Origin of the sequence: Pseudomonas sp. B3(2017) (genome assembly GCF_002113595.1) — a bacterium.
In the GTDB taxonomy this organism is placed as follows: domain Bacteria; phylum Pseudomonadota; class Gammaproteobacteria; order Pseudomonadales; family Pseudomonadaceae; genus Aquipseudomonas; species Aquipseudomonas ekonensis.
Map to the genome: position 1 here is coordinate 422,533 of NZ_NEIU01000001.1, position 25,464 is coordinate 447,996.

Consider the following 25,464-nt stretch of genomic DNA (forward strand, 5'->3'; position numbering starts at 1 on the left):
AGCGCAGTGACTTTTCCATTCACGATGCAGGCATTTTCCTCGGTTTTCTTGGTCTTCTTCCTACATGCGGCGGTAATTGTTGCCGGGGCTGTCCCGGCGGGGGCCGCCCCGTATAATGCCGCCATCGCCACTGGTATGGATTGACGGATTACATATGACTGAACAGCGCCCGATCGCGGTCCTGGGAGGCGGAAGTTTCGGTACCGCCGTGGCCAATCTGTTGGCCGAGAACGGCCATCAAGTCCGGCAGTGGATGCGCGACCCCGAGCAGGCCGAGGCCATCCGGGTCAACCGCGAGAACCCGCGTTACCTCAAAGGCATCAAGATCCTGCCTCAGGTGACCCCCGTCACCGACCTGCAAGAGACCCTCGACGCCTGCGACCTGTGCTTTGTCGCGCTGCCTTCCAGCGCGCTGCGCACCGTGCTGGCCAGCCATGCCGAACGGCTGCGGGGCAAGATGCTGGTCAGCCTGACCAAGGGCATCGAAGCCCACACCTTCAAGCTGATGAGCCAGATCCTCGAAGAGATCGCCCCAGAGGCGCGCATCGGCGTGCTGTCCGGGCCGAACCTGGCGCGGGAGATCGCCGAGCATGCGTTGACCGCCACGGTGGTCGCCAGCGAGGACGAAGACCTGTGCCGCCAGGTGCAGGCCGCGCTGCACGGGCGCACCTTCCGCGTCTACGCCAGCGCCGACCGCTTCGGCGTGGAGTTGGGCGGGGCGCTGAAGAACGTCTACGCGATCATCGCCGGCATGGCGGTGGCGCTGGACATGGGCGAAAACACCAAGAGCATGCTGATCACCCGCGCCCTGGCCGAGATGACTCGGTTCGCGGTGAACCAGGGCGCCAACCCGATGACGTTCCTGGGGCTGGCCGGGGTGGGCGATCTGATCGTCACCTGTTCGTCGCCCAAGAGCCGCAACTACCAGGTCGGCTTCGCCCTGGGCCAAGGGCTGAGCCTGGACGAGGCGGTGTCGCGCCTGGGCGAGGTGGCCGAAGGGGTCAACACGCTCAAGGTGCTCAAGGCCAAGGCGCAGGAGGTCGGCGTGTACATGCCGCTGGTCGCCGGGCTGCATGCGATTCTGTTCGAAGGGCGCACGCTGGAGCAGGTCATCGGCCTGTTGATGCGCGGCGAGCCGAAGACCGATGTCGATTTCATTTCCACCAGTGGTTTCAACTGAGTCAGCAGGGGACGAGACATGAGCGATCCGAAAAACGAAGCGGGCTACGAATCCATTCTCCTGCGGGTACTGTGGATGATCGTGTACGCGCTGGTCTGGCAGGTGGCGCAGTTCATCCTCGGGGCCGTGGTGCTGGTGCAGTTGATCTATCGTTTGATCTACGGCGCCCCGAACGCCGGCCTGATGAACTTCGGCGACAGCCTGAGCCAGTTCCTGGCTCAGATCGGCCGTTTCGGCAGTTTCCACAGCGACCAGAAACCCTGGCCGTTCGCCGACTGGCCGACGCCGCGCACCCCGGAAGGCGAAGCGCCGCACACCGTTGCGCCGGCTGCGCACCCGGTTCGAGATGAGGAACCCAAGCTATGAAACTCTGGGTATTGCGTCACGGCGAGGCCGAGCCCTACGGCTCGCGCGCCGACTCCGAGCGGGAACTGACCGCCCATGGCCGCAAGGAAGTGCTGAGCAGCGCGGCCAGGCTGATGGGCCAGCCGCTGACGGCGATCTACGCCAGCCCCTATCTGCGGGCGCAGCAGACGGCGCAACTGGTGCGCGAGGCGCTCGGCTTCGAGCCGGAGATCCGCACGGTGGATTGGCTCATGCCGGAAACCGACCCGGACAAGGTCGCCGAGCAACTGGTGTCGGTCAGCAATGTCTTGCTGGTCAGCCACAACCCGCTGGTGGGGCACCTGTTGAGCTACCTGCAGCACGGCGCCGGCTATCCGCCGGAGAAGGTCAGCACCGCCGGGCTGGCCGAACTTGAGCACAGCGAACTGCTGATCGGCTCGATGACGCTCAACAGCCTCAAGCATCCTTGAGGCGCAGGCGCCTGCTCCCACTTTGTTTTTCGGCGGCCGCAGATTCTGCATGCACCCCGGATCCCTGTGGGAGCGGGCTTGCCCGCGATGGCGTCAGACGGCGCACCGCAGCACGGGATTGCCTTGAAATGATTTGTGCGAAATTTCCAACCAAGCACTTGCTTGGTTGACTACGCTTGCTCCTGACCCAAAACCAGGAGCGAGTCCCATGCCTGCCCCTTTCCGATTGCCGCTGGACGTGTTCTACGAACGCGAGGCCCGTCACCCCCGACAACGCTTCCTGGTGCAGCCCCTCGGCGGCGGGCAGGTCGAAACCCTGACCTGGGCCGACGTCGGCCATCAGGCCCGTTGTGCGGCGCACTGGCTGCGCGCCCGCGAACTGCCCCAGGGCAGCCACATCGCCCTGATCTCGAAGAACTGCGCGCACTGGATCATCGCCGATCTGGCGATCTGGATGGCCGGGCACGTGTCGGTGCCGCTCTATCCGAACCTCACCGCCGAGTCGGCCGGCCAGGTGCTGCGCCATTCGGACAGCGTGCTGGCGTTCATCGGCAAGCTGGACGACTGGCCGGCGATGTCGGCCGGCGTGCCGGAGGGCCTGCCGACCGTCAGCCTGCCGCTGCATCCTGGGGGCAGCTTCGACTTCAGCTGGGAAGACCTGCAGCGCAGCTCGCCGATCCAGGACGATCCGCGTCCCGACGCCGATCAACTGGCGACCATCATCTACACCTCCGGCACCACCGGCCTGCCCAAGGGCGTGATGCACAGCTTCGGCAACCTCGGTTTCGCCACCACCCGCGGCACGCAGCTGTTCGGCCTGGGCGAGCATGACCGGTTGCTGTCCTATCTGCCGCTGTGCCATGTCGCCGAGCGCATGTTCGTCGAACTGGCGGCGGTCTACACCGGCCAGACGGTGTTCTTCGCCGAAAGCCTCGACACCTTCCTAACCGACCTGCGACGGGCGCGGCCGACGGCGATGTTCGGCGTGCCGCGGATCTGGACCAAGTTCCAGATGGGGGTGTACGGCAAGATCCCGGCCAAGCGTCTCGATTTTCTGCTGGGGCTGCCCTTCATCGGCAAGCGGGTCGGCCACAAGGTGCTGGCCGGGCTGGGGCTGGACGCCCTGCGCGTGGCGCTGTCCGGCGCGGCGCCGGTGCCGCAGGCCTTGCTCGACTGGTATCAGAAGCTTGGCCTTGAGGTGCTGGAGGTCTACGGCATGACCGAAAGCTGCGGCTATTCGCACATCTGCCTGCCCGGCGAGTACCGGCAGGGCTGGATCGGCAAGCCGTGCCCGGACGTCGAGGTGCGCATCGACGCGTCCGGCGAAGTGCTGGTGCGCAGCCGGGCGAACATGCTCGGCTACTACAAGGATCCGCAGAAGACCGCCGAGACCCTGACCGACGACGGCTTCCTGCGCACCGGCGACAAGGGCGAGCAGGATGCCGAGGGGCGCCTGCGCCTGACCGGGCGGCTGAAGGAAATCTTCAAGACCAGCAAAGGCAAGTACGTGGCGCCGGCGCCCATCGAGAACCGCCTGGCGGTGCATTCGCGGATCGAGCAGGTGTGCGTGGTCGGGGACGGCCTGATCGCGCCGCTGGGGCTGTGCGTGCTGTCGCTCGCCGGCCGGGACGAGGGCCGCGCCGGGCTGCATTCGAGCCTGGAAAGGCTGCTGGAGGACGTCAACGCCGCACTCGACAAGCACGAGCGCCTGCATCGGCTGGTGGTGGTCAAGGACACGTGGGCGGTGGAGAACGGCTTCCTGACGCCGACCCTGAAGATCAAGCGCAACGTCATCGAGGACGCCTACGGGGCAAGCTTTGCTCAATGGAGCGAGCGCGGCGAGGCGGTGCTGTGGCAGGATTGAGCGACGAACAAAACAATAAAGGGAACCCTGCGATGAGCCTGTGGCGCACCACCCCGAACATCGAGCAGTTGAACGCGATCCAGAAAAACACCATCGGCGAAGTGCTGGACATCCGCTTCGAAGCCTTCGACGACGAGTCCCTGACCGCCAGCATGGTGATCGACCACCGCACGCACCAGCCCTATGGCTTGCTGCACGGCGGCGCCTCGGTGGTGCTGGCCGAGACCGTCGGCTCGATGGCCAGCTACCTGTGCATCGACGCCAGCAAATTCTATTGCGTGGGCCTGGAGATCAACGCCAACCACTTGCGCGGCCTGCGCAGCGGGCGGGTGACGGCGGTGGCCAAGGCCATTCACTTAGGGCGCACCACCCATGTCTGGGACATCCGCCTGACCAGCGACGAAGGCAAGGCCAGTTGCGTGTCGCGGCTGACCATGGCGGTGGTGCCGCTGGGCGAGCGACCGCCGGCGCGCTGAGTGACGATTGCGCCATAGCCATGACCGGACTGTCATCATTCCTGGCAGTTACGGTCATTGCTGCGCGGCGCGCTCTTGCGGACAATCGCCGCATGTTTTCCGCTCATGGATCTGCCGGTATGCCGCAACCGATTTTCTTCGCCCACGCCAACGGGTTCCCTTCGGGCACCTACGGCAAACTGTTCGCGGCGCTGGCGCCGGAATACCGGGTCGCGCATCTGGAGCAGCACGCCCATGACCCGCGTTTCCCGGCGGACGACAACTGGCACAACCTCGTGGACGAGCTGGTTCATCACCTGCGCCAGCAAGACGAACCGGTGTGGGGCGTCGGCCACTCCTTCGGCGGCATGCTGCACCTGCATGCCGCCCTGCGGTGCCCGGAGCTGTACCGCGGGGTGGTGATGCTCGACTCGCCGGTGCTGACCCGCACCGATCAGTGGGTGATCCGCGCCGCCAAGCGTTTCGGCTTCATCGACCGGCTGACCCCGGCAGGGCGCACCCTGGGCCGGCGCGAAGAGTTCGCCGACCTCGCCAGCGCCCGCAGCTACTTCGCCGGCAAGACCCTGTTCCGGGGCTTCGACCCGGAATGCTTCGATGCCTACCTGCAGCACGGCCTGCACAAGGTCGGCGACAAGCTGCGCCTGCGCTTCGACCCGGCCACCGAAATCAGCATCTACCGCAGCGTGCCGCACACCAGCCCCGGCCGCACCCGTCAGCTGAAAGTGCCGCTGGCGGTGGTGCGCGGGCACAAGAGCCGGGTGGTGATGAACCACCACACCCGTCACGTCGGGCGCCTGCCCCAGGGCGAGGCGCTGAGCATGCCCGGCGGCCACATGTTTCCCCTCGAACGCCCGCAGGACACGGCGCGGCTGCTCAAAGGGCTGTTCGAACGCTGGGACAGCCGCCAAAGCAAGGACTGCGCATGAGCCCGGCCGTCGAAGAGGTGCGCCTGAGCCTGCCGCACATCGAACTGGCGGCGCACCTGTTCGGCCCCGAAGACGGCCTGCCGGTGATCGCCCTGCATGGCTGGCTGGACAACGCCAACAGCTTCGCCCGCCTGGCGCCGATGCTCAAAGGCCTGCGCATCGTCGCCCTGGACATGGCCGGCCACGGGCATTCCGGGCACCGCCCGAACGGCGCCGGCTATGCGCTGTGGGACTACGCCCACGATGTGCTGCAAGTCGCCGAGCAATTGGGCTGGACGCGCTTCGGCCTGCTCGGGCATTCGCTGGGGGCCATCGTTTCGCTGGTGCTGGCCGGCTCGATGCCGGAGCGCATCAGCCACCTGGCGCTGATCGACGGGGTGATCCCGCCCACCGACAAGGGCGAAAACGCCGCCGAACGCATGGGCATGGCCCTCCAGGCGCAACTGGATCTGCGGGACAAGCGCAAACCGGTCTACGCCACCCTCGACCGCGCCGTCGAAGCGCGCATGAAAGGCCTGGTGGCGGTCAGCCGCGAGGCCGCCGAACTGCTGGCGCAACGCGGGCTGATGCCGGTGCCGGGCGGCTACACCTGGCGCACCGACAATCGCCTGACCTTGCCGTCGCCGCTGCGCCTGACCCAGGAGCAGGCGCTAGCGTTCGTCCAGCGCATCACCTGCCCCGCGCAATTGGTGGTGGCGGCCGACGGCATGCTGGCCAAGCATCCGCAGCTGCTGGAGCGTCTACCCTTCAGTCGTGAACAGCTGCCCGGCGGGCACCACCTGCACCTGAACGACGCGTCCGGCGCGGGGCTTGTCGCAGACTGTTTCAATCGGTTCTTCGCCATTCCTTGACTTGCGCCGGGCAACTGTCGAGGCTGAGCGGGTTGAAATGGGAGACGACCAAGATGGATTTCCGCACCGCAACCCCGCACCGCCTCCAGGGCGCCCAGGCCATGCCGATCCGATGAGCCTGCGCATTCGATTCATCAGCCTGCTGGCGCTGGGCTGCTTCAGCGCCGCGGCGTCGGCCGCCGACCTGCCCGGCAGCCAGGATCTGCCGATCGTGCCGCGCCTGGCCGACGCCCAGATCGTCGATTACCGCGCGCCCGTCGAGATGGAACGCATCTACCCGTTGGGCGCCATCCGCAAGATCAGCGGCCAGTTGCGCTTCGACGGCCAGGTCGGTGCCCGCGGCCAGACCACCTCCGTCACCTATGAGCTGCCGCCGGAGCATTCCTCCACCGAAGCCTTCACCGTCGCCCGCGAGGCCCTGCAGAAGCAGGACGCCGAACTGCTGTTCTGGTGTCAGGCCCGGGATTGCGGCGAAAGCAGCCTGTGGGCCAACGAAGTGTTCGGCAACGCCAAGCTGTACGGCGCCGACGAGCAGCAGGCCTATCTGCTGCTGAGGCTGGCGGCGCCACGGGACAACACGCTGGTGGCGCTCTACGGCATCACGCGGGGCAACCGCAAGGCCTACCTGCACGTCGAGCAGTTCGAATCCGGCGCGCCGCTGGGTGACCTGCTGCCGACCTCCGCGACCTTGCTGCGCCAGCTCAAGAGCACCGGCGAGCTGGATTTCCCGAAACTCTCCGGCGAGCCGGACGACACCTGGCTGCGCCTGCTGTCCCGTGGGCTGAACCTCGACACCACGCTGCGGGTGACGGTCGCAGGGCCGAAGGCCGAGGCCTGGCGCCAGGCGCTGATCGGCTCCGGCGTGCGTGCGGCCCGGATGGAAACCGGCAGCGGGGATGGTTCCGGCCTGCGCATCGACCTGTTGCGCTAGGCACATCGGGCGGACACGGGCGGCGTGTTCGCCTACTCTTTGGCTGAATCATTGTTTCGGGACCTCACATGCTCAATAACGATCGGCTGTTGGTGCAGATCCTCCTGCTGGTGCTGTTCGGCGCCAGCCTGTGGGTGATGGCGCCGTTCTGGTCGGCGCTGTTCTGGGGCGCGGTGCTGGCGTTCGCCAGCTGGCCGCTGATGCGCCTGCTGACCCGTTGGCTCAATGGCCGCGAGTCCCTGGCGGCGCTGGTGCTGACCCTGGGCTGGATGCTGCTGGTGGCGGCGCCGCTGGTATGGCTGGGGTTCAACCTGGCCGACCATGTGCGTGACGCCACGTCGTTCATCAAGGACGTGCAGGTCGACGGCCTGCCGGAGGCGCCGGACTGGCTGGGCGCCGTGCCGCTGGTGGGCGAGCGGCTGGTGCGGGTCTGGAACAGCATCGATCAGCAGGGCGCCGCGGTGATCGTGGCGGTCAAGCCTTACCTCGGGCAGGTCGGCAACTGGCTGCTGGCGCGCAGCGCGCAGATCGGCAGCGGCATGCTCGAACTGACCCTGAGCATCGTCTTCGTGTTCTTCTTCTACCGTGACGGCCCGCGGCTGGCGGCGTTCGTCCACAGCCTGCTCGAGCGGCTGATCGGCGACCGCGCCGGTTACTACATCGAACTGGTGGCCGGCACGGTGCAGCGGGTGGTCAACGGGGTGATCGGCACGGCGGCGGCCCAGGGGCTGCTGGCGCTGATCGGCTTCCTGATCGCCGGGGTGCCGGGGGCGCTGGTGCTGGGGATCGTCACCTTCCTGCTCAGCCTGATCCCGATGGGGCCGCCGCTGGTGTGGATCCCGGCCACGGCGTGGCTGGCCTGGAAGGGCGACTACGGGATGGCGGTATTTCTCGGGATCTGGGGCACGTTCATCATCAGCGGCGTGGACAACGTGCTCAAGCCGTACCTGATCAGCCGCGGCGGCAACCTGCCGCTGGTGATCGTGCTGCTCGGAGTGTTCGGCGGCTTGATCGCGTTCGGCTTCATCGGCCTGTTCATCGGGCCGACCCTGTTGGCGGTGGCCTACAGCCTGCTGACCGACTGGAGCAAGAGCCAGGCGCGGGTCGAAGACCGGCGCTGAGGCGTTGCCCGGCCATCGGCGGCGTCTTCATCGCCAGCAGCCTGGCTCCCACAGGGTTTTGCGTTGAACGACAATCTCGCGTTCAGCAGAGATCCCCTGTAGGAGCCAGCCTGCTGGCGATGGCGTCAGTCGAGGCGCCGCAAGGCCGGATCAAGGCAGTTGCGCCCACAGGAACCTGCAAGAGCGGGCCTGCCCGTCATGCCTTCGGCTCAAGTCGACACATTCAGGTACTTGCCCACCGGCGCCGCGTTGTCGAGCGAGTACTGCTTGCTCAGGTTGGCGATCATGCGGTTCAGCGCCTGGGCCGTGGACTGTCGGGTGTCGGCCGTCGCTTCGTCGTTCGGGCGTTCGCGGCCGGCCTGCAGCGCAGCCTTCAACTCGTCGCTGCTGACACCGCCGCTGCCGTCGCTGTCCAGCACCTTGAGCAGCGCGGCGGCGTTGTCGGTGTCGGAGGACGAGGCGCTGGCGCCGGTCTGCACGGCGCTGCTCAGTTCGGTGGCGGTGACGCTGCCGTCGCTGTCGGCATCGAGCTGGCTGAACAGTTCATCGCCGGACATCGGCTGCTGCGGCGGCGATGGAGGAGCGAGGCTGGCGGCGAGCTCGTCCTGGCTGACGACGCCGTCCTGGTTCTTGTCCAAAACCGAGAAGATTTCGCTGCTGTCGGCAGTGCTGCCGGCGCTGGTCAGGCCGGTGCTCAGCTCGTCGCCGCTGATGGCGCCGTCGCCGTCGGTGTCCAGGGCGCTGATCAGGGCATCGGCCAGTTCGGTGTTCGGCGCTTGGTCGTGGGGCGGTGGCGGCGGAGGCGCCATGGCGGTCATTTCATCGGCGCTGAGGCTGCCGCTGGCATCGCTGTCCAGATCGCCGAACTGCTGGCTCAGGCTGACCAGCAGGCCATCGTCGGACTTCTGCGACAGGGCGCTGCCCAACTCGTCCTGATCCACCGAACCGTCGCCATTGCTGTCGAGCTTGGCGAACAGCTCCTTCTGCAGTTGCTGGCTGCGGGCGTTTTGCGTGGCGGTGCTGCTGGTGCCGGTATAGCTCGTGTAGTTGCTGACGCTGCCGATCATCGGGCTCACTCCTTGGGCTGGAAACCGGTGGGTGCACCGGCTTGTGCAGCCTCGGGGGGCGAGTTGTCGTGGGTATGTGGGTTTTGTACCGGGCAGTACACACGCGTGAGGGCGAGGCTGCTGGCGAAGGCGTTCTGTCAGCCAGTCTCTCTGGTGGGGGTGAGGGCCCTATCGCGAGCAGGCTCGTCCCCACAGGGGGGGCTCGGCCGGATCTCAGGCGCGGGGCAGGAGGATGACGGCGGTGAGACCGCCGCCCGGGGTCTCTTCCAGGGTCAGTTGCCCGCCGAGGCGCTGCGCCGCCTCCCGGGCGATGGTCATGCCCAGGCCGACGCCGCCGGAGTTGCGGTTGCGCGAGCCTTCCAGCCGGTAGAACGGCTCGAACACCGCTTCGCGTTTGTCCGCCGCGATGCCGGGGCCGTGATCGACCACCCGGATCAGCAAGTGCCCGCGTTGGTCGTGCAGTTCGATGTGCGCCTGGCCGGCGTAGCGCAGGGCGTTGTCCATCAGGTTGTTGATGCACGAACGCAGCGCCATCGGCTGCACCTGCAACGGCGCGCAGTGGCCGCTGACCTGGACGTCGGCGCCCTGGTCCTGGGCGTTCTCGCACAACGACTCGACCAGCGCCTGCACGTCCATCCACTGCAACGCTTCGCTGGTGCGCTGTTCGTGCAGGTAGGTCAGGGTGGCGTCGAGCATGCCGATCATGTCGTCCAGGTCCTGGCGCATCTGGCCTTGCAGGCGGTCGTCGCTGATGTTCTCCAGGCGCAGCTTCAGGCGCGACAGCGGCGTGCGCAGGTCATGGGACACCGCGCCGAGCATCCGGGCGCGCTGCTGCACCTGCTCGCGGATGCGTCGCTGCATCAGGTTGAAGGTGTGCGCCGCCTGCCGCGCCTCCCGCGGGCCGGATTCGTCCAGCGGCGGGCTGTCGAGATCCTCGCTCAGGCGTTCGGCGGCGTCGCTCAGGCGCTGGATCGGCCGGCTCAGCAGCTTGGCGCCGTACCAGGCGGCAATCATCAGCGAGACGAACTGGAAGGTCAGCGGCACCAGCGGGCCGCCGAACCAGGGCCGGGGAGGGCGTTGGGCAAAGCGCGGATCCGGCGGCCGCTTGGGGTCGAACTGCCCGGAGAACTGCGCAGGCATCGGGGGCGGCGGCGGAGGGCCGTACAGCCTGAACCAGGCGAAGGCCAACAGGTGCGCCAGGACGATCGCCAGAAAGAGCACGCCGAACAGGCGGCCGAACAGCGTGTCGAAGCGCGCCCGCATCAGCCGATGTCCCGCGCGTCGAACAGGTAGCCCTCGCCGCGCACGGTCTTGATCAGCTGCGGCGCTTTCGGGTCGTCGCCCAGCTTTTGCCGCAGGCGCGACACCAGCAGGTCGATGCTGCGGTCGAACGCCTCGATCGAGCGGCCCCGGGCGGCGTCGAGCAGCTGTTCGCGGCTGAGCACCCGGCGCGGGCGTTCGATGAAGACCCACAGCAGGCGGAACTCGGCGTTGGACAGCGGCACGACCAGGCCGTCGTCGGCGATCAGCTGGCGCAGGACGCTGTTCAGGCGCCAGTTGTCGAAGCGGATGTTGGCGCGCTGCTCGGTGCGGTCGTCGCGCACACGACGCAGGATCGTCTGGATCCGCGCCACCAGCTCCCGGGGCTCGAACGGCTTGGCCATGTAGTCGTCGGCGCCCAGTTCCAGGCCGATGATGCGGTCGGTGGGTTCGCAGCGGGCGGTGAGCATCAGGATCGGGATGTCCGACTCGGCGCGCAGCCAGCGGCACAGCGACAGACCGTCCTCGCCGGGCAGCATCAGGTCGAGCACCACCACGTCGAAATGTTCGGCCAGCAGGGCCTGGCGCATGGCGGCGCCGTCGCTGACACCGCTGGCGTGGATGTTGAAGCGGGCCAGGTAGTCGATCATCAGCTCGCGGATCGGCACGTCATCGTCGACGATCAGCGCGCGGATGCTCCAGCGCTTGTCGTCTTTGTGCTCTTCGTTCACGGGGGCTTGGGTGTTGTGCATGGGGCTGTTCATCTGCCAGTGGGCCGCCAACCACAAAGATAGGCTGCGAGGTTGTGGTTTCAGCATAGGCGTCCGGCCGTGGGGCGGGAAGGGCTGCTGTAGGGACGTGTTGCGGCGGGCGAGGCTAGCGCGCACGCATGTTGCCGGCGTGTCGGTTGTGTATCGGGATCGACACAATAGCGCCGAACGCCGCCCCGGACACGGCCTTCGCCACGATTTGCCGATCATCGGGTGCCGCGCGGGCGCCGGTTCCGCTACAATGCGCGCCGATTTCGACTTGCCTGAGAGCCCGCCCATGTCCGCCTGCCAGACGCCCATCATCGTCGCCCTGGATTTCCCTACCCGTGACGCCGCCCTGAAGCTGGCCGACCAGTTGGACCCGAAGCTGTGCCGGGTCAAGGTGGGCAAGGAACTGTTCACCAGCTGCGCCTCGGAAATCGTCGGCACCCTGCGCGACAAGGGGTTCGAGGTGTTCCTTGACCTGAAATTCCATGACATCCCCAACACCACCGCGATGGCGGTCAAGGCCGCCGCCGAGATGGGTGTGTGGATGGTCAACGTGCACTGCTCCGGCGGCCTGCGCATGATGGCGGCCTGCCGCGAAGAGCTGGCCAAGCGCAGCGGCCCGCAGCCGCTGCTGATCGGCGTGACCGTGCTGACCAGCATGGAGCGCGAGGATCTGGCCGGCATCGGCCTGGACATCGAGCCTCAGGAGCAGGTGCTGCGCCTGGCCGCCTTGGCCGAAAAGGCCGGGATGGACGGCCTGGTGTGCTCGGCCCAGGAAGCCCAGGCCTTGAAGGCGGCGCATCCGGCGCTGCAACTGGTGACCCCGGGGATCCGTCCGGCGGGCAGCGCCCAGGACGACCAGCGCCGTATCCTGACCCCGCGTCAGGCGCTGGACGCAGGCTCCGACTACCTGGTGATCGGTCGCCCGATCAGCCAGGCGGCGGATCCGGCCAAGGCCCTGGCGGCGGTCGTGGCCGAGCTGGCCTGACCCGGACATAGCCGAACATCTGCGGGAGCGGCGGTGCAACCTTGCACCGTCGCTCCCGCAGTGGTTTCCGGGGGCTTCAGACCTTCAGCACCAACTTGCCGAAGTTCTCGCCGCTGAACAGCTTCGCCAGCGTCTCGGGGAAGGTCTCCAGCCCTTCGACGATGTCTTCCCGGCTCTTGAGCTGTCCCTTGGCCAGCCAGCCGGCCATTTCCTTGGCGGCGTCGGCGTACTGCGCGGCGTAGTCCAGCACCACGAACCCTTCCATCCGTGCGCGGTTGACCAGCAACGACAGGTAGTTGGCCGGGCCTTTGACCGCCTCTTTGTTGTTGTACTGGCTGATGGCGCCGCAGATCACCACCCGCGCCTTGAAATTCAGTTGGCTGAGCACCGCGTCGAGGATGTCGCCGCCGACGTTGTCGAAGTACACGTCCACGCCTTTCGGGCATTCGCGCTTGAGGCCGGCCAGCACGTTTTCGCTCTTGTAGTCGATGACCCCGTCGAAGCCCAGCTCGTCGACCAGGTACTTGCACTTGTCGGCGCCGCCGGCGATGCCGACCACCCGGCAGCCTTTGATTTTCGCGATCTGCCCGGCGATGCTGCCCACGGCCCCGGCCGCGCCGGACAGCACCACCGTGTCGCCGGCCTTCGGTGCGCCGACGTCCAGCAGCGCGAAGTAGGCGGTCATGCCGGTCATGCCCAGCGCCGACAGATAGACCGGCAGCGGCGCCAGTTTCGGATCGACCTTGTAGAAGCCCTTCGGCTCGCCGAGGTAGTAGTCCTGCACGCCCAAGGCGCCGTTGACGTAGTCGCCGACCGCGAAACCGGGGTGGTTCGAGGCGGTGACCCGGCCCACGCCCAAGGCGCGCATGACCTCGCCGATGTTCACCGGCGGAATGTAGGACTTGCCTTCGTTCATCCAGCCGCGCATGGCCGGATCCAGGGACAGGTATTCGTTCTTGACCAGGATCTGCCCGGCCGCCGGTTCGCCGACCGGTACGGTCTGATAGGTGAAGGTTTCGCGGGTCGCGGCGCCCACGGGGCGGTTGGCGAGCAGGAACTGGCGGTTGTTCTGGGTAGTCATGGCAGGCACTCGGACGGTGTGAAGCCTTGTTGATAGACCGTCATCGCCGATGCCGCAAGGTCGGCTGACGGGGCGAATGCAGGTTTATCCGATTCGGTGATAGTGCTGCAGGGGTATCCATCACTGGGATCCATGGGCCGCCAACGGGGCTCTTGATAGTGCTGACGCGCCGCCGGGCGTTGTGGCTATCCTCGACGCCGATGTTTCCCTGTGCTGACAATCCTTCGAGGACACAACAATGAGCATGACGTTTTCCGGCCAGGTTGCCGTAGTGACGGGCGCGGCCAACGGCATCGGCCGCGCCACCGCCCTGGCGTTCGCCGCCGAGGGCCTGAAGGTGGTGGTGGCGGACCTGGATGCGGCCGGAGGGGAAGGCACGGTGGCGCTGATCCGCGCCGCCGGCGGTGAAGCGACCTTTGTGCGCTGCAACGTCACCGTCGAAAGCGAAGTGAAAAATCTGATGGACGAAGTGATCAACGCCTACGGCCGTCTCGACTATGCCTTCAACAACGCCGGCATCGAGATCGAGAAGGGCAAGCTGGCCGAAGGCTCGATGGACGAGTTCGACGCGATCATGGGCGTCAACGTCAAGGGCGTCTGGCTGTGCATGAAGTACCAGTTGCCGCTGTTGCTGGCCCAGGGTGGCGGGGCGATCGTCAACACCGCGTCGGTGGCCGGGCTCGGCGCCGCGCCGAAGATGAGCATCTATGCCGCCTCCAAGCATGCGGTGATCGGCCTGACCAAGTCGGCGGCCATCGAGTACGCCAAGAAAAAGATCCGGGTCAACGCTGTGTGTCCGGCGGTGATCGACACCGACATGTTCCGCCGGGCCTACGAGGCCGATCCGAAGAAAGGCGAGTTCGCCAACGCGATGCATCCGGTCGGCCGCATCGGCAAGGTCGAGGAGATCGCCAGCGCGGTGCTGTACCTGTGCAGCGACGGCGCGGCGTTCACCACCGGCCATTCCCTGGCGGTGGACGGCGGCGTCACGGCGTTCTGAATGCAGGCGGGACAACGCCTCGGGAAACCCGCCTTCGTGCGGGTTTTTTGTTTTCAACTGGCTCGGTGAGCCATTTAAACATTGTATTTCAAATAGTTAGGGGAGCCCCTTTTGGCGGCGTTGTCGCACAACGTGCCCGGCGCCGCTGTGCTTTACTGCCGTCAGCAAAACGGACAGGAGTTGGCTTGCTCATGGAATTGAGAATTGATCGACAGGCACTGGTGCCCGTCGTCCAGCAGATCGTTGACGGACTGACCGAATGGATCCTGCAGGGCGACGTGGCCCCGTCCACGCGATTGCCGTCCGTACGGCAGATCGCGCGCTGCAACCTGCTCAGCCAGTCGTGCGTGGCCGAGGCCTGCGAGCGTCTGGTGGCCCAAGGCCTTTTGGCGGCGCGGCCGGGTTCGGGCTTCATGGTGGCCCCGGGAGGCTCGGTGAGATGTAGCGGCGCCGCCTATGCCGTGGGGGCGCCAGGCCAGGCCGAGGCGTTGATGCTGGGCTGCGGCGTGCTGCCCGAGAGCTGGCGCGAACCCGATGACCTCAGCTATGCGATCCGTCAGGTGGCCCGCACGGACATGGCCGGCCTGTTCAACTACGGCACGCCGCTGGGTCTGCCGGCCCTGCGCGCGCAGATCGTCAAACGCCTCAAGGGCCTGGACATCCAGGTCGGCGACGAACAGGTGCTGACCACGGCCGGGGCCAGCCAGGGCCTCGACCTGATCGTACGGGCGCTGTTCAAGGCGGGCGATAGCGTGCTCGTCGAGTCCCCCGGCTACGCGCCGCTGTTCGATCTCCTGCGGTTGCAGGGCGTGCGCATGCTCGAGGTGCGGCGGCTGCCCGACGGTCCGGACACCGAGGCGCTCGAGGCGCTGATCCGAAGCCTGCGGCCCAAGGCACTGTTCATCAACAGCCATCACCAGAACCCCACGGGCAGCAGCCTGGCGCCGGCGGTGGCCAGGCGGGTCCTGCAACTGTGCACGACCCACGGCGTGCGTCTGATCGAAGACGACGTCTACGCGGACCTGCATCATGGCCGAGGCGTACGGCTGGCGGCCCAGGGCGACGGGCAGGGCGTGATCTACGTCGGCAGTTTCTCCAAGACCCTCAGCAGTTCGCTGCGGGTCGGCTTCGTGGCGTCCGATGCCGACACCATCGCGCAGTTGGCCCGCGTCAAGACGGTCAGCAGCCTGGGCGGGTCGGGCTTCTGCGAAGCGGTGATGGCGAGCCTGCTGGCCAGCGGTGCCTACCGCAAACTGGTGCAGCGTCAGCGGCAGCGTCTGAGCACCGACCGCACGGCCGCGCTGGAGATGTTGGAGGAGGCCGATTGGGAGGTGTTCGGCAAACCGGCAGGGGGGCTGTTCATCTGGGCCCGCCCGACCCGGGACGACCAGGCGCGGGTGCGCGAGCGGGCGCGCGGTTGCGGCGTGATGCTGGCATCGGCCGATGCGTTCAGCCCTAGCGGCGAATACAGCGACTGGCAGCGCATCAACGTGGCCTACGCCTGCGATCCCCGGGCCCGGCGGTTCTTCCGGGGAGTGGCGGCAGATCGACCTCGAATGTTCTGAAAACGACGGGTGTCTAGCTTTTTGCCATTATTCCGACGCCAGAGACTTGTGCTGTTCCATGGCCGTTGCGAATCTTCGGCTACAGACAATGGCAGGGGACTACGCGCAATGATTTCGGCCGTGCAAGGACGTTTTGCCAACCTCGGTATGGCGAAAAAACTGGGTGTCGGGTTTGTTCTGGTGCTGCTGTTGACCGCCCTGGTGGCAGCCATCGGCGTCTGGTCCCTGCAAACGATCAGTCAGCGCTTCGACGGCCTCAAGCAGATGTCATCGCTCAACAGCGGCCTGCTCAAGGTGCGTCTGCTGGAGCAGGACTACGCGCTGCACGCCAATCCGAAAACCGTCGACGCCTTGCACGAGGGCGTCGACGGCCTGTTGGCCCTGGCCGCACAGCTCAAGGCGCAATCGGCGGTCAACGCTTCGGTGATGAGCGACGTCGAACAGTCGCTGGGCGCCTACCGCAAGGCGTTCGACGAGTTCGTGTCCCTGACCCAGGCCAAGGATCTGGCGCTGGAGATGGCCAGCTGGTCGGTGTCCAGCGTGGCCAACAACCTGGACGTGCTGCAGGCCGGTCTGGCCGATGACGGCGCGTACACCCTCAAGGATTCCGAGGGCAAGGACGGTGCGCAGTTCATTGAGCAGGCCAGCCAGGTCAGCCAGGTGTCGCGCCTGATGCTGCAGGCGATGAACGAGGCGCGGGTGCGCCTGGACCAGAGCCGCAAGGGCGATGCCGACAGCGCCGGCAAAGGCAACATCGAGCAGGCGGCCCAGGCCTTGTCCCAGGCCGAGCAGTTGAAGACGACGGTCAAGGACGAGGGCTATCTGACGGTGCTCAACGAGGTGTCCGGGCACATCGCCGGTTTCAACGACAAGCTGGCCGAGTACACCGGCCTGCTGGCTCAGGAAAAGACCGTGTACGAACAACTGCATCAGCGCGCCGCCGAGGTGGTGGCGCGGGTCGATCAGGCCTATGCCGACGAAGACGGCTCGATGCAGGCGGAACTGAAGAAAAACTCGGTGCTGATCGTCGGGTCTTCGGCGTTGGCGTTGCTGGTGGGCCTGGTCGCGGCCTGGGTGATCACCCGCCTGATCGTCGCGCCGCTGCGCAGCGTGATCCGTGTCGCGCAGCAGATCGCCGCCGGCGACCTGAGTTCGAAGGTGGAAGTGACCCGCCGCGATGAGATCGGCCAACTGATGGCCGCCATGCAGCAGATGGGCGACGGGCTCAGTGCCATCGTCAGCGGATTGCAGGCGGGCATCGAGCAATTGGCCGGTTCGGCGCAGTCGCTGTCGGCGGTCACCGAGCAGACCAACCTTGAGGTCAGCAGCCAGAAGGAAGAGACCGAACAGGTCGCCACGGCCATGAACCAGATGACCGCCACCGTCCATGACGTGGCGCGCAACGCTGAAGAGGCGGCGCTGGCGGCGCAGACGGCCGACGGCAAGGTCGAGAGCGGCCAGCAGGTAGTGCGCCAGAGCATGGCGCGCATCGAGCAGTTGGCGGAGTCGGCGACGACCGCCAGTTCCAGCATCGAAAGCCTCAGCGCGGAAATCCAGAACATCGGCACGGTGCTCGGTGTGATCAAGAGTGTCGCCGAGCAGACCAACCTGCTGGCGCTCAACGCGGCCATCGAGGCGGCCCGGGCCGGCGAGCAGGGCAGGGGCTTCGCGGTGGTGGCCGACGAGGTACGCGCGCTGGCGCGGCGTACCCAGCAGTCGACGGAAGAGATCGAGCGGCTGGTGAGCGCGCTCCGGGCGGCGGCGCATGCGTCGGTGCAGCAGATCCAGAGCAGCGGCGAACTGGTGAAGCTGGCGGTCAGCGATGCCCTGCAGACGGAAAGCGCGCTAGGCAGCATCGCGGCGGCGGTGTCGTTGATCCAGCAGATGAATCAGCAGATCGCGGCGGCGGCCGAGGAACAGAGTTCCGTGGCCGAGGAGATCAACCGCAGCGTGACCAGCATCCGGGCGAGCGCGGACCAGTCCTCGATTGCGATGCAGGGCAATGCGGCGTCCAGCGTGGAACTGGCGCAGCTGGGGCATGAACTGAAGGGGATGGTGGGGCACTTCAGGCTCTGAACCCCACGCGCGACGCGCCCCGGTTTATGCCAGCCACAAAAAAGCCACCTTGCGGTGGCTTTTCTCATTGCGGATCCGATCAGTCGTAGATCACACGTTTCTTCCAGTCCGCATCGGCTTCGACTTCCTTCAGGCCGGCGGTCAACTGGTTCTCTTCGCCTTCCACCGGCGCGATCTTGTCCATGACCTGCGCGTTGGCCCGGGCCAGGAGCTTTTCCAGGTACTCCAGCTGTTCGGCGTAGATCCGTGGGTCCTGCTGCTTGCGCAGGTACTGGACGCCGCGCTCGAAGGCCAGGCGGGCCTGGCCCGGCTGGTTCTGCTGCAGGAAGTGTTGGCCGAGGTTGTTGAAGAACTCGATGTGCAGCAGCACCAGGATATGGCGCACCTCGCGGACCCAGTGCTTGGCTTCGTTCGGCGGCAGGAAGCCGTCCTGGGCGGCGCGGGTGATCTGGCCGTGCAGGGCTTCGAGCAGGAAGCGCACGTCCTTGGCCTTGGCTTCGGTCTGGATCGGCGACGGCGGGTTGTTGACCGGGATCGATTCGCCCTGGGCCACCAGCGCGCTCAGTTCGGTGATGCGTGCCTTGGTGGTGGCGCTGGTCTTTTCCAGGTTCAGCAGGCGCTGGCAGACGTTCAGCTCCAGACGGGTCAGCAGCAGCTTGAGGGCCGGGGTCATGAACTGGCCGGGGAAGGTTTCGGTCAGTTCGCCGCAGCGGCGCAGGCGGTCGTTGAGCTCGACCTTGGTGCGGGCCTTCTCCAGTTTGTTGTTTTCCACCACATGGTTCATGTAGCCAATGGCGATCAGTAGGGCGATCCCGGCTACGACTAGCAGGGTGATCATGAGTGGTGTCACCGGTAAGACCTCTTTATAGGGTTCACGATCGAGTGTAGTGGCTAGGCATTTAAGCGCCTAGGGCCGCTCGACGAGTTGGATCGGCGTGGCTGAACCTGTATCGGCCAGGCGCCTGCTTATATGAATGCTGGCGCGTTGGGTTCAGATTGCCATCACCTATGCCGTGGACTATAGCGCCTTGGCGGGTGTCGGAATATAGGCGTCAAACGCCGGACGGCAGAAAAGCCCGGACGGCCTCTGAAAGCAGGTCGAAGTCATTGATTTAAATAAATTTATATCAGGGGGTTGACGACCTCTCAAACCATCCATAGAATGCGCGCCACTTGCAGCGTAAAGCACACAGCGAAACGAAGCAGGGAGTGAATGTTGTAGCGTGTCCCCTTCGTCTAGTGGCCTAGGACACCGCCCTTTCACGGCGGTAACAGGGGTTCGAGTCCCCTAGGGGACGCCAATGCGGGAATAGCTCAGTTGGTAGAGCACGACCTTGCCAAGGTCGGGGTCGCGAGTTCGAGTCTCGTTTCCCGCTCCAATTTTAAACGGCACTGCTTTCGGGCAGGGTCGAGTGAAACCAGAACCAAGTCTTAGGATGCGGATCTGGACACCGAAACACACACCATGTGTTCCGGGTAGCGTGTCCCCTTCGTCTAGTGGCCTAGGACACCGCCCTTTCACGGCGGTAACAGGGGTTCGAGTCCCCTAGGGGACGCCATTTGCGGGAATAGCTCAGTTGGTAGAGCACGACCTTGCCAAGGTCGGGGTCGCGAGTTCGAGTCTCGTTTCCCGCTCCAATTTCACAGAAACGCCGCTCAGAGATGAGCGGCGTTTTTGTTTGTCCAGAGTTTGTGTGGCCTGTGGGCGCGAGCCTGCCCGCGCTGACGGTGCGTCAGCCAATGCAGCGCTGAAGGGTCGGGCCCGCCGCTCGGGCAGGCCCTGTCATCTCCTCAAAGCGTCGGCAATTGCCCGATGCGTCCCATCATTTCCGTCACGATCTGCAGATCCAGCAAAAACTGCTCGTTGGTCTTGAACTCGCCGTCGGTGTGGCCGGTGTACTTCTCTTCAGGCCGGGCCAGGCCGAACTGCACGCCGTTGGGCAATTCGTGCACCGACGTGGCGCCGGCCGACGTGCCGAACTCATGCTTCATGCCCAGGTTTTCGCTGGCCACGGCCAGCAAGGCCTTGACCCACTCGCCTTCGGGGTTGCGGTACATCGGTTCGGCCACCGAGTAGTCGAAGTTGACCGCGACCTTGTTCTTCTTGCTCCAGGCCGCCAGCTTGTCGGCGATTTCCGTCTTGAGCACCTCCGGCGTCTTGCCCTTCGGCACGCGCAGGTTCACTGCCAGCTTGAAGTCTTTCTCGTCTTTCCCGACATAGGTCAAGGAGGTGGTCAGCGGCCCCATGAACGCATCCGAGAAGCCCACGCCCAGCTTGTTGCCCTTGTAGTCCAGGCCCCAGTTGTCGGCGGCGTAGCGGGCCGCATCGGTGTAGGCGTTGCGCTTGAGCGCGACTTTGCCGTCGAGGCCGTGAATGAAATCGAGCATCCGCGCCACCGGGTTCACCCCGGATTCGGGTTCGGAGGAGTGGGCGGAAACACCGGTGACCGAGAGTTTGACGTCCTTGCCGTCGACCTTGGCGCTGACCTGGAAGTCCCCGCCGTTGCGCTTGGCGTACTCATCGCCGGCCTTCTGCAGGCCGGCCGCCAGTTCGGCGGGCTTGTCGGTCACCAGGGTGACGACCGAAACCGAAGGAATCTGGTTGGTCGCCAGGCCGCCGGTCATCGAAACGATCTCGGCGCCCTTGCCCTCGGCCTTGCGCAGAGGGAAATGGGCCATCACGGTGCCGTAGCCCTTTTCGGCGATCACCACCGGGTAGCCGCCGTCCAGCGCGAGGTTGTACTCCGGCGTCGGGTTGCGTTCGAAGTAGTAAGGGATCGCATCGCCGGTGGTCTCTTCGGTGGTGTCCACCAGCAGCTTGAAGTTGCGCGCCAGCGGCAGCTTCTCTTCCTTGATGACCTTCATCGCGTACAGCGTCACCACAATGCCGTTCTTGTCGTCTTCGGTGCCGCGTCCGTACATGCGGTCGCCGATCACGGTGACCTTGAACGGGTCGAGGCGGGTGCCGTCCTGCAGAACCCAGTTCTCCGGCGTCACCGGCACCACGTCGGCGTGGGCGTGGATGCCCACGACTTCCTTGCCGCTGCCTTCCAGGGAGATCTCGTAGACGCGGTTGTCGATGTTGCGATAGTTCAGGTTGAACGCTTGGGCGAGGCTTTTGATCTTGTCGGCGATCTTGATGAATTCAGGGTTCTCGTGCTGGGCGACGCCGTCCTTGCGGAAGGTCGGGATCTCCACCAGTTCGCGCAGGGTCTCCTTGGCCGCATTGCCGTACTTGACCCGGGTATAGAGGCCGAGCAGGCGATGGATCTCGTTGCGTTGTTCGGCGGTCAGGTCCTTGTTGTCGAGGAATGCCTTGATGGCCGGGCCGACGTCTGCGGTGTTGCCCAGGTCGCTCTTGGCCAGGTTGCCCAGAAACTGCCGGAAATCGGTGGCCGGCGTCTCGCTGAAGGTTTTGATGATGGCCGCGCTCTGCTGCGGCGTGACGTTGGCGGCGGCAGGCAGGGCGAGCGCGGACAGGCCGGCCAGGATCAGGGTCGAAGCGGCTAGGCGCTTGAAGGGGACGTTCATTGCTGTGGGCATTCCTTTGCAGGCGGTGAGTGGGAAATGTCTGAACGATCAGACAGATACTTTTCCAAACTAACACCGCCATCCCACGATAGGGGAGCCCCGGAAACGGGATCTGTCGCACAGAACCGCAAATTCGGCGCAGAAACGAAAAAGGCCCGACCCTGACTGACGGGTCGAGCCTTTCACTGATCCGACTGTGCTACATCGACAGCACCAGACGCCCGGCAAACAGAATCAGGATCACCCCCATGCTGCGCTCGAACCAGTGTCCCAGGCGCATGAACAGCAGGCGCACCCGGCTGCTGGAGAAGAACAGCGCGACGATCACGAACCACAAGGCGTTCACGCTGCACATCCAGACGCCGTACAGCGCCTGTATTTCAAGGGGCGTGGTGGCGCTGATGACGGTGGTGAAGATCGCCAGGAAAAACAGCGTGGCCTTGGGGTTGGTGGCGTTGGTCAGGAACCCGGTGGTGAAGGCCTTGAACAGCGACTGTCCCTCAGGCGTTTCGGTCGTGGGCTTGTCTCCTTCCAGGGCCGACTTGGGCTGGCTGCGGATCAGGCTGATGCCGAGGTAGAAGATGTAGGCGCCGCCCACCACCTTGGCCACCGTCAGCAGCCAGGGCGTGGCGTGCATCAAGGCGCCGACGCCCAGCAGGGTGTACAGCACGTGCACGGAAATGCCTGCGCCGATGCCCAGCGCCGTGCAGATGCCGACCAGCCGGCCGAAACGCACGCTTTGGCGGATGGTGACGGCGAAGTCCGGCCCGGGAGCGACCACGGCCAGAAAGTGGATAGTGGCCAGCGCGAGAAACTCGCCCAGATAGTTCGATTGCATTTCAGCTCCAGAAAGTCAGGGGGGAAGCGTTGCCGCGGTAGCCCACGAAGAAGGACAGGCTCAGGCGCGGATCGGCCACGCCGGGCGTCACCGAATGCATGCGCCGCGAGTTGAACATGATGAAATCCCCCGGCTGCGGCCGCACTTCCAGCGCTGGCGGGCCGAGCAGCTGCGGGTCGATGCCGTAGCTGTCGCCGCGCATTTCGTCGAACCGGTCGGGGGAGATGTCGTCGTTCCACATCTGCAGCGCGCCGCCTTCGGTCGGCATGTTCAGGTACACGTTGCAGGCGAACTGCGCCGCCAGGCTCTTGGCCTGGAAACTTTCCGGCGCATCCTTGGCGAAAATGTCGTGGTGGGCCAGGAAGCACACGCCCGGCTTCACCACCCGGGAGAGGCCGACGTACATCTTGCGGCCGTAGAGGTTTTCCAGATGGGCCCCGGCGGGCCAGGATTCGTCGAGCATGCAGCGCAAGGTGTCGACCGGCGAAGAGTAGGGCGCGCAGCGGTTGCGCAACTCAGCGATGTTGCTGGTGGCGCGTTCGAAGTAGTCCTCGATCAGCAGCGGCTGGTTTTCCGCCTCGTAGAAGGCCATGCCGATGCGGCCGATGCTGGGGGCGTTGATGTAGCCCTCGAAGCCGGGGGCCAGGATTTTGTCGCCAATCTGGATCGCCAGCGCCTGGGGCAAAAAGCCTTTGACGCGGATGGCGAGGACTTCTTCGTTGGCCAGTTTTTTTATGCACGTCTCATCGAGACGCTCGACGTCAAGCATCATGTTGTCAGGTCCATCTATCGAATAGTCAACGGAACCGGCGAAGGCGGTTCCCCGGCGTCGGACGCTGCGCAAGTCAGCGTCCGAAATGCTCAATCCACGCTGTAGTGGACGGATAACGTGCCCTTTTTCTGCGAAAGGGACGCGATCGTGACTGTGCCCAAATCCTTCAGGCTACGTACATGGGTGCCGCCGCAGCCGTAGGCCGGCAGCGCACCGAAACCGATTTCCCGTGCGCCTTCGCGCAGGGAGGTCAAGCGGGGCAGGTCGTGTTCGATCCATTGCCCGATGCCGTACTGAACGGTCTGCGCGTCGACTTCCTGCGCTGCGTCCCCCGGCTTGAACTGTACCCGGCCTTCGTCCGGCCAGTGATGGGCCTTTACGGGCGTCCAGCCCAGGGCCTGCACGAAATGGCCGATCAGGTGGCCGGCCGAATGCATACGGGTGTTGAAGCGGCGGCGTTGTTCGTCGACGCGGATCTGCACCATGCCCGGCGCAACTGGCCGGTCGACGTAGTGGACGATCCGCTCCGGCTCTTGCACCACGCGCAGCACCTGGCTTTCGCCGATCCATCCGGTGTCGCAGGGCTGGCCGCCGCCTTGCGGGTGGAACAGGGTCGCGCGCAGCACCACGGCGAATTCGCTTTCGTGGGGCGTGCAGTCGAGGACTTCCACATTGGCCTTGAGGTCATCACTATGGAAAAAGAGGCGGAGCGTCATATTCCATGCCCTTATTAAAGTTTCTTTTTTAATTATATGAATCGTGCAATAACGTGATAATCCGTTCAAAGATCAAAGGACTGTTGCGCTGTGAGCATAAATCTACCGCTGCCGCTGCTGGGTGAAATGGCGATCTTCGTCAAGGTCGTGGAGACCGGCAGCTTCTCCGAGGCGGCCCGCCAACTGGGCTCTTCGCCATCAGCGGTCAGCCGCAGCATTTCCCGTCTGGAGAAGGCTCTGGCCACGCGGCTGCTGCAGCGCACCACACGCAAGCTGCGCCTGAGCGATGGCGGGGAAGAGGTGTTCAAGCGTTGCCGGGAAATGGTCAGCGCCGCCAGGTCGGTGATGGAGATCAGTGGCCAGTACACCCATGAGGCCGAAGGGCTGGTGCGGGTCAGCGTGCCGAAAGCGGTGGGGCGGTTCGTGATCCATCCGCACATGCCGGAGTTCTTGCGCCGCTATCCCAAGGTCGATGTGGAATTATTGCTGGAGGACCGTCAGGTGGATCTGATCGACGATCATGTCGACCTGGCGATCCGCATCACCGACCGCCCTCCGGCCGGGCTGGTCGGGCGTCAGTTGCTGACCATCGACCATCTGTTGTGCGCCACGCCGCAGTATCTGGCCGAACACGGCACGCCGACCCACCCCCACGATTTGCTCAACCACAGTTGCATCTATCTGGGCGAAACCCCGAGCGATGCGCGCTGGAAGTTCAAGAAAGGCAGCAAGTCAGTGACCGTCGGCGTACGCGGCCGGTATGCCGCCAACCACACCGGCGTGCGCTTGGGGGCGGTGCTGCAGCACATCGGGATCGGCAGCCTGCCGTACTTCACCGCCCGTTATGCCCTGGAGCAGGGCCTGGTCGTGCAGGTGCTGCCGGACTGGACGTTCCTGGCGTCCTACCACGGCGGCTTGTGGCTGCTGCATTCGCCGACGCGGTACCTGCCGCCCAAGTTGCGGGTGTTCATCGACTATCTGGTGGCGTGCCTGGAAAAGGAACCGACCCTGAGCAAGCCCGGCAAGCCGGGTGGCGCGAACAAGGTCATGGCCGCCTACGAACTGCCGGAAAGCGACGGCCTGCTGTAGGCGAAGCGCAATGAAAAGGCCCGCATGGACAACCATGCGGGCCTTTTCGTATCACCGGGAGACTCAGTGCTTGATGTCTTGGTCCGGCATCGCCAGCAACTGCTTTTCCTGGTTCCAGTCGAACGGTTCGTCGTTCTGTTCGGCTTCGTAGCGACGCTCTTCCAGCGCCTGGTAAAGGTCGATCTCTTCGTCGGCCAGGTAGTGCAGGCAGTCGCCGCCGAAGTACCACAGCAGATCCCGCGGGATCAGGTGGGCGATCTGCGGGTAGCGGCTGATGATCTGGCACAGGATGTCCTGGCCCAGGTACTGGCTCTCGATCGGGTCGACCGGCAGTTGTGCGCGGAGCTCGTCGAAGCGCTCCAGGAACAGGGCATGGCTCTCTTCAGGCACTTGATCAGCCTCGCCCACGGCGACCAGGATGGTGCGCAGGTGGTCGAGCAAAACCAGATGATCGGCAACGATGTTGGACACGGGATAAGTCCTCAAGAGCAAAACGGGCGCGGAGTATAAAGCCACCGCGCCCCTTTTTCACGGCCAAAGCGCCGCATGGCCCGAAGGC

The 25,464-nt window shown here is 65.4% G+C and carries 24 protein-coding genes, 4 tRNA genes and 1 pseudogene; 19 read left to right on the forward strand and 10 right to left on the reverse strand.

The features are described from left to right. Positions 1-154 precede the first annotated feature (154 nt). From CAG33_RS01840 to CAG33_RS01880, 9 genes are all read left to right on the forward strand, one after another. Positions 155-1,180: an NAD(P)H-dependent glycerol-3-phosphate dehydrogenase gene (locus tag CAG33_RS01840; RefSeq protein WP_085578168.1), complete on the forward strand. Its 1,026-nt coding sequence runs from the start codon at positions 155-157 to the stop codon at positions 1,178-1,180. Between the two features lie 18 nt (positions 1,181-1,198). Continuing rightward, positions 1,199-1,546, forward strand: coding sequence for a DUF4389 domain-containing protein (locus CAG33_RS01845; protein ID WP_085578167.1), 348 nt, complete (start codon positions 1,199-1,201; stop codon positions 1,544-1,546). Further along, positions 1,543-1,995, forward strand: a complete 453-nt coding sequence (gene sixA, locus CAG33_RS01850) for a phosphohistidine phosphatase SixA (RefSeq protein WP_085578166.1) — start codon at positions 1,543-1,545, stop codon at positions 1,993-1,995. The genes CAG33_RS01845 and sixA overlap by 4 nt, the downstream gene beginning before the upstream one ends. A gap of 208 nt (positions 1,996-2,203) precedes the next feature. Further along, a complete protein-coding gene (locus CAG33_RS01855; protein ID WP_085578165.1) occupies positions 2,204-3,859 on the forward strand; it encodes an AMP-binding protein in 1,656 nt (551 codons plus the stop codon). A 32-nt stretch (positions 3,860-3,891) separates the two neighbouring features. Then, positions 3,892-4,335: a hotdog fold thioesterase gene (locus CAG33_RS01860; RefSeq protein ID WP_085629657.1), complete on the forward strand. Its 444-nt coding sequence runs from the start codon at positions 3,892-3,894 to the stop codon at positions 4,333-4,335. Positions 4,336-4,454: 119 nt separating this feature from the next. Continuing rightward, positions 4,455-5,261: an alpha/beta fold hydrolase gene (locus CAG33_RS01865; RefSeq protein ID WP_085578163.1), complete on the forward strand. Its 807-nt coding sequence runs from the start codon at positions 4,455-4,457 to the stop codon at positions 5,259-5,261. Next, positions 5,258-6,112 (forward strand): alpha/beta hydrolase, encoded by an 855-nt coding sequence (locus CAG33_RS01870; protein ID WP_085636701.1) that lies wholly within the window; start codon positions 5,258-5,260, stop codon positions 6,110-6,112. Before CAG33_RS01865 ends, CAG33_RS01870 begins: the two co-directional genes overlap by 4 nt. A gap of 124 nt (positions 6,113-6,236) precedes the next feature. Then, entirely contained in the window at positions 6,237-7,043 is an 807-nt protein-coding gene (locus CAG33_RS01875) for a DUF4892 domain-containing protein (RefSeq protein ID WP_085578290.1), read from the forward strand. 68 nt (positions 7,044-7,111) lie between these two features. Beyond that, the gene (locus CAG33_RS01880; protein ID WP_085578161.1) at positions 7,112-8,164 is read left to right on the forward strand and encodes an AI-2E family transporter; all 1,053 of its coding nucleotides are present in this window, start codon (positions 7,112-7,114) and stop codon (positions 8,162-8,164) included. A gap of 209 nt (positions 8,165-8,373) precedes the next feature. Here CAG33_RS01880 and xopAW read toward each other — a convergent pair whose 3' ends face one another. The 3 genes from xopAW to CAG33_RS01895 form a co-directional block, all read right to left on the reverse strand. Beyond that, positions 8,374-9,231 (reverse strand): EF-hand domain-containing protein, encoded by an 858-nt coding sequence (gene xopAW, locus CAG33_RS01885; RefSeq protein ID WP_085636703.1) that lies wholly within the window; start codon positions 9,229-9,231, stop codon positions 8,374-8,376. Positions 9,232-9,444: 213 nt separating this feature from the next. Further along, positions 9,445-10,494 (reverse strand): cell wall metabolism sensor histidine kinase WalK, encoded by a 1,050-nt coding sequence (locus tag CAG33_RS01890; protein ID WP_085629663.1) that lies wholly within the window; start codon positions 10,492-10,494, stop codon positions 9,445-9,447. Then, complete coding sequence (locus CAG33_RS01895; RefSeq protein ID WP_085578158.1) at positions 10,494-11,243, reverse strand: response regulator; 750 nt, start codon at positions 11,241-11,243, stop codon at positions 10,494-10,496. The genes CAG33_RS01890 and CAG33_RS01895 overlap by 1 nt, the downstream gene beginning before the upstream one ends. Positions 11,244-11,538: 295 nt before the next feature. Between CAG33_RS01895 and pyrF the strand changes: the two genes are divergently transcribed. After that, positions 11,539-12,237, forward strand: a complete 699-nt coding sequence (pyrF, locus tag CAG33_RS01900; RefSeq protein ID WP_170929932.1) for an orotidine-5'-phosphate decarboxylase — start codon at positions 11,539-11,541, stop codon at positions 12,235-12,237. A gap of 76 nt (positions 12,238-12,313) precedes the next feature. Here the strand turns inward: pyrF and CAG33_RS01905 are convergent, their stop codons facing one another. Then, entirely contained in the window at positions 12,314-13,318 is a 1,005-nt protein-coding gene (locus CAG33_RS01905) for an NADP-dependent oxidoreductase (RefSeq protein WP_085578156.1), read from the reverse strand. A 238-nt stretch (positions 13,319-13,556) separates the two neighbouring features. On the opposite strand from CAG33_RS01905, the gene CAG33_RS01910 reads away from it, so the two are divergent. The 4 genes and pseudogenes from CAG33_RS01910 to CAG33_RS28950 all read left to right on the forward strand — a co-directional run bounded on the left by CAG33_RS01910 (position 13,557) and on the right by CAG33_RS28950 (position 17,959). After that, positions 13,557-14,318 carry an SDR family oxidoreductase gene (locus CAG33_RS01910; RefSeq protein ID WP_085578155.1) on the forward strand — a complete coding sequence of 254 codons (762 nt, stop codon included), beginning with the start codon at positions 13,557-13,559 and terminating at the stop codon, positions 14,316-14,318. Positions 14,319-14,509: 191 nt separating this feature from the next. Beyond that, positions 14,510-15,883, forward strand: a complete 1,374-nt coding sequence (locus CAG33_RS01915; RefSeq protein WP_085636705.1) for a PLP-dependent aminotransferase family protein — start codon at positions 14,510-14,512, stop codon at positions 15,881-15,883. Positions 15,884-16,873: 990 nt separating this feature from the next. Then, positions 16,874-17,101: pseudogene (locus CAG33_RS28945) on the forward strand (HAMP domain-containing protein); the annotation flags it as partial. Continuing rightward, on the forward strand, positions 17,096-17,959 hold the full coding sequence (locus CAG33_RS28950) for a methyl-accepting chemotaxis protein (protein WP_371857105.1): 864 nt from the start codon (positions 17,096-17,098) through the stop codon (positions 17,957-17,959). The pseudogene CAG33_RS28945 and the gene CAG33_RS28950, both read left to right, overlap by 6 nt. Positions 17,960-18,038: 79 nt before the next feature. Here the strand turns inward: CAG33_RS28950 and CAG33_RS01925 are convergent, their stop codons facing one another. Beyond that, the gene (locus CAG33_RS01925; RefSeq protein WP_225927212.1) at positions 18,039-18,797 is read right to left on the reverse strand and encodes a hypothetical protein; all 759 of its coding nucleotides are present in this window, start codon (positions 18,795-18,797) and stop codon (positions 18,039-18,041) included. 387 nt (positions 18,798-19,184) lie between these two features. Between CAG33_RS01925 and CAG33_RS01930 the strand changes: the two genes are divergently transcribed. The 4 genes from CAG33_RS01930 (at position 19,185) to CAG33_RS01945 (ending at position 19,597) form a co-directional block, all read left to right on the forward strand. Further along, positions 19,185-19,260 (forward strand) — tRNA-Glu (locus CAG33_RS01930). A 2-nt stretch (positions 19,261-19,262) separates the two neighbouring features. Beyond that, positions 19,263-19,338: transfer RNA gene (locus CAG33_RS01935), tRNA-Gly, on the forward strand. Between the two features lie 104 nt (positions 19,339-19,442). After that, positions 19,443-19,518 (forward strand) — tRNA-Glu (locus CAG33_RS01940). A gap of 3 nt (positions 19,519-19,521) precedes the next feature. Then, positions 19,522-19,597, forward strand: a tRNA-Gly gene (locus CAG33_RS01945). 153 nt (positions 19,598-19,750) lie between these two features. On the opposite strand, the gene CAG33_RS01950 is transcribed toward CAG33_RS01945, so the two are convergent. From CAG33_RS01950 to CAG33_RS01965, 4 genes are all read right to left on the reverse strand, one after another. After that, entirely contained in the window at positions 19,751-21,490 is a 1,740-nt protein-coding gene (locus tag CAG33_RS01950) for a dipeptidase (protein ID WP_085578151.1), read from the reverse strand. Between the two features lie 199 nt (positions 21,491-21,689). After that, entirely contained in the window at positions 21,690-22,328 is a 639-nt protein-coding gene (locus CAG33_RS01955) for a LysE family translocator (RefSeq protein ID WP_085578150.1), read from the reverse strand. A 1-nt stretch (position 22,329) separates the two neighbouring features. Continuing rightward, positions 22,330-23,100: a 2OG-Fe(II) oxygenase gene (locus CAG33_RS01960; RefSeq protein WP_085578149.1), complete on the reverse strand. Its 771-nt coding sequence runs from the start codon at positions 23,098-23,100 to the stop codon at positions 22,330-22,332. 89 nt (positions 23,101-23,189) lie between these two features. Continuing rightward, positions 23,190-23,816, reverse strand: a complete 627-nt coding sequence (locus CAG33_RS01965; RefSeq protein WP_085636710.1) for a hypothetical protein — start codon at positions 23,814-23,816, stop codon at positions 23,190-23,192. A gap of 90 nt (positions 23,817-23,906) precedes the next feature. On the opposite strand from CAG33_RS01965, the gene CAG33_RS01970 reads away from it, so the two are divergent. After that, positions 23,907-24,905: a LysR family transcriptional regulator gene (locus CAG33_RS01970; protein WP_085578147.1), complete on the forward strand. Its 999-nt coding sequence runs from the start codon at positions 23,907-23,909 to the stop codon at positions 24,903-24,905. 63 nt (positions 24,906-24,968) lie between these two features. Here the strand turns inward: CAG33_RS01970 and CAG33_RS01975 are convergent, their stop codons facing one another. Next, positions 24,969-25,376 (reverse strand): PA2817 family protein, encoded by a 408-nt coding sequence (locus tag CAG33_RS01975; RefSeq protein WP_085578146.1) that lies wholly within the window; start codon positions 25,374-25,376, stop codon positions 24,969-24,971. Positions 25,377-25,464: the final 88 nt, after the last annotated feature.

Excerpts from the sequence above, each read along its gene's own strand:
- CAG33_RS01840 (WP_085578168.1), top strand. The coding sequence starts at position 155 with ATGACTGAACAGCGCCCGATCGCGGTCCTGGGAGGCGGAAGTTTCGGT.
- CAG33_RS01845 (WP_085578167.1), top strand. The coding sequence starts at position 1,199 with ATGAGCGATCCGAAAAACGAAGCGGGCTACGAATCCATTCTCCTGCGG.
- sixA (WP_085578166.1), top strand. The coding sequence starts at position 1,543 with ATGAAACTCTGGGTATTGCGTCACGGCGAGGCCGAGCCCTACGGCTCG.
- CAG33_RS01855 (WP_085578165.1), top strand. The coding sequence starts at position 2,204 with ATGCCTGCCCCTTTCCGATTGCCGCTGGACGTGTTCTACGAACGCGAG.
- CAG33_RS01860 (WP_085629657.1), top strand. The coding sequence starts at position 3,892 with ATGAGCCTGTGGCGCACCACCCCGAACATCGAGCAGTTGAACGCGATC.
- CAG33_RS01865 (WP_085578163.1), top strand. The coding sequence starts at position 4,455 with ATGCCGCAACCGATTTTCTTCGCCCACGCCAACGGGTTCCCTTCGGGC.
- CAG33_RS01870 (WP_085636701.1), top strand. The coding sequence starts at position 5,258 with ATGAGCCCGGCCGTCGAAGAGGTGCGCCTGAGCCTGCCGCACATCGAA.
- CAG33_RS01880 (WP_085578161.1), top strand. The coding sequence starts at position 7,112 with ATGCTCAATAACGATCGGCTGTTGGTGCAGATCCTCCTGCTGGTGCTG.
- xopAW (WP_085636703.1), bottom strand. The coding sequence starts at position 9,231 with ATGATCGGCAGCGTCAGCAACTACACGAGCTATACCGGCACCAGCAGC.
- CAG33_RS01890 (WP_085629663.1), bottom strand. The coding sequence starts at position 10,494 with ATGCGGGCGCGCTTCGACACGCTGTTCGGCCGCCTGTTCGGCGTGCTC.
- CAG33_RS01895 (WP_085578158.1), bottom strand. The coding sequence starts at position 11,243 with ATGCACAACACCCAAGCCCCCGTGAACGAAGAGCACAAAGACGACAAG.
- pyrF (WP_170929932.1), top strand. The coding sequence starts at position 11,539 with ATGTCCGCCTGCCAGACGCCCATCATCGTCGCCCTGGATTTCCCTACC.
- CAG33_RS01905 (WP_085578156.1), bottom strand. The coding sequence starts at position 13,318 with ATGACTACCCAGAACAACCGCCAGTTCCTGCTCGCCAACCGCCCCGTG.
- CAG33_RS01910 (WP_085578155.1), top strand. The coding sequence starts at position 13,557 with ATGAGCATGACGTTTTCCGGCCAGGTTGCCGTAGTGACGGGCGCGGCC.
- CAG33_RS01915 (WP_085636705.1), top strand. The coding sequence starts at position 14,510 with ATGGAATTGAGAATTGATCGACAGGCACTGGTGCCCGTCGTCCAGCAG.
- CAG33_RS28950 (WP_371857105.1), top strand. The coding sequence starts at position 17,096 with ATGGGCGACGGGCTCAGTGCCATCGTCAGCGGATTGCAGGCGGGCATC.
- CAG33_RS01925 (WP_225927212.1), bottom strand. The coding sequence starts at position 18,797 with ATGATCACCCTGCTAGTCGTAGCCGGGATCGCCCTACTGATCGCCATT.
- CAG33_RS01950 (WP_085578151.1), bottom strand. The coding sequence starts at position 21,490 with ATGAACGTCCCCTTCAAGCGCCTAGCCGCTTCGACCCTGATCCTGGCC.
- CAG33_RS01955 (WP_085578150.1), bottom strand. The coding sequence starts at position 22,328 with ATGCAATCGAACTATCTGGGCGAGTTTCTCGCGCTGGCCACTATCCAC.
- CAG33_RS01960 (WP_085578149.1), bottom strand. The coding sequence starts at position 23,100 with ATGATGCTTGACGTCGAGCGTCTCGATGAGACGTGCATAAAAAAACTG.
- CAG33_RS01965 (WP_085636710.1), bottom strand. The coding sequence starts at position 23,816 with ATGACGCTCCGCCTCTTTTTCCATAGTGATGACCTCAAGGCCAATGTG.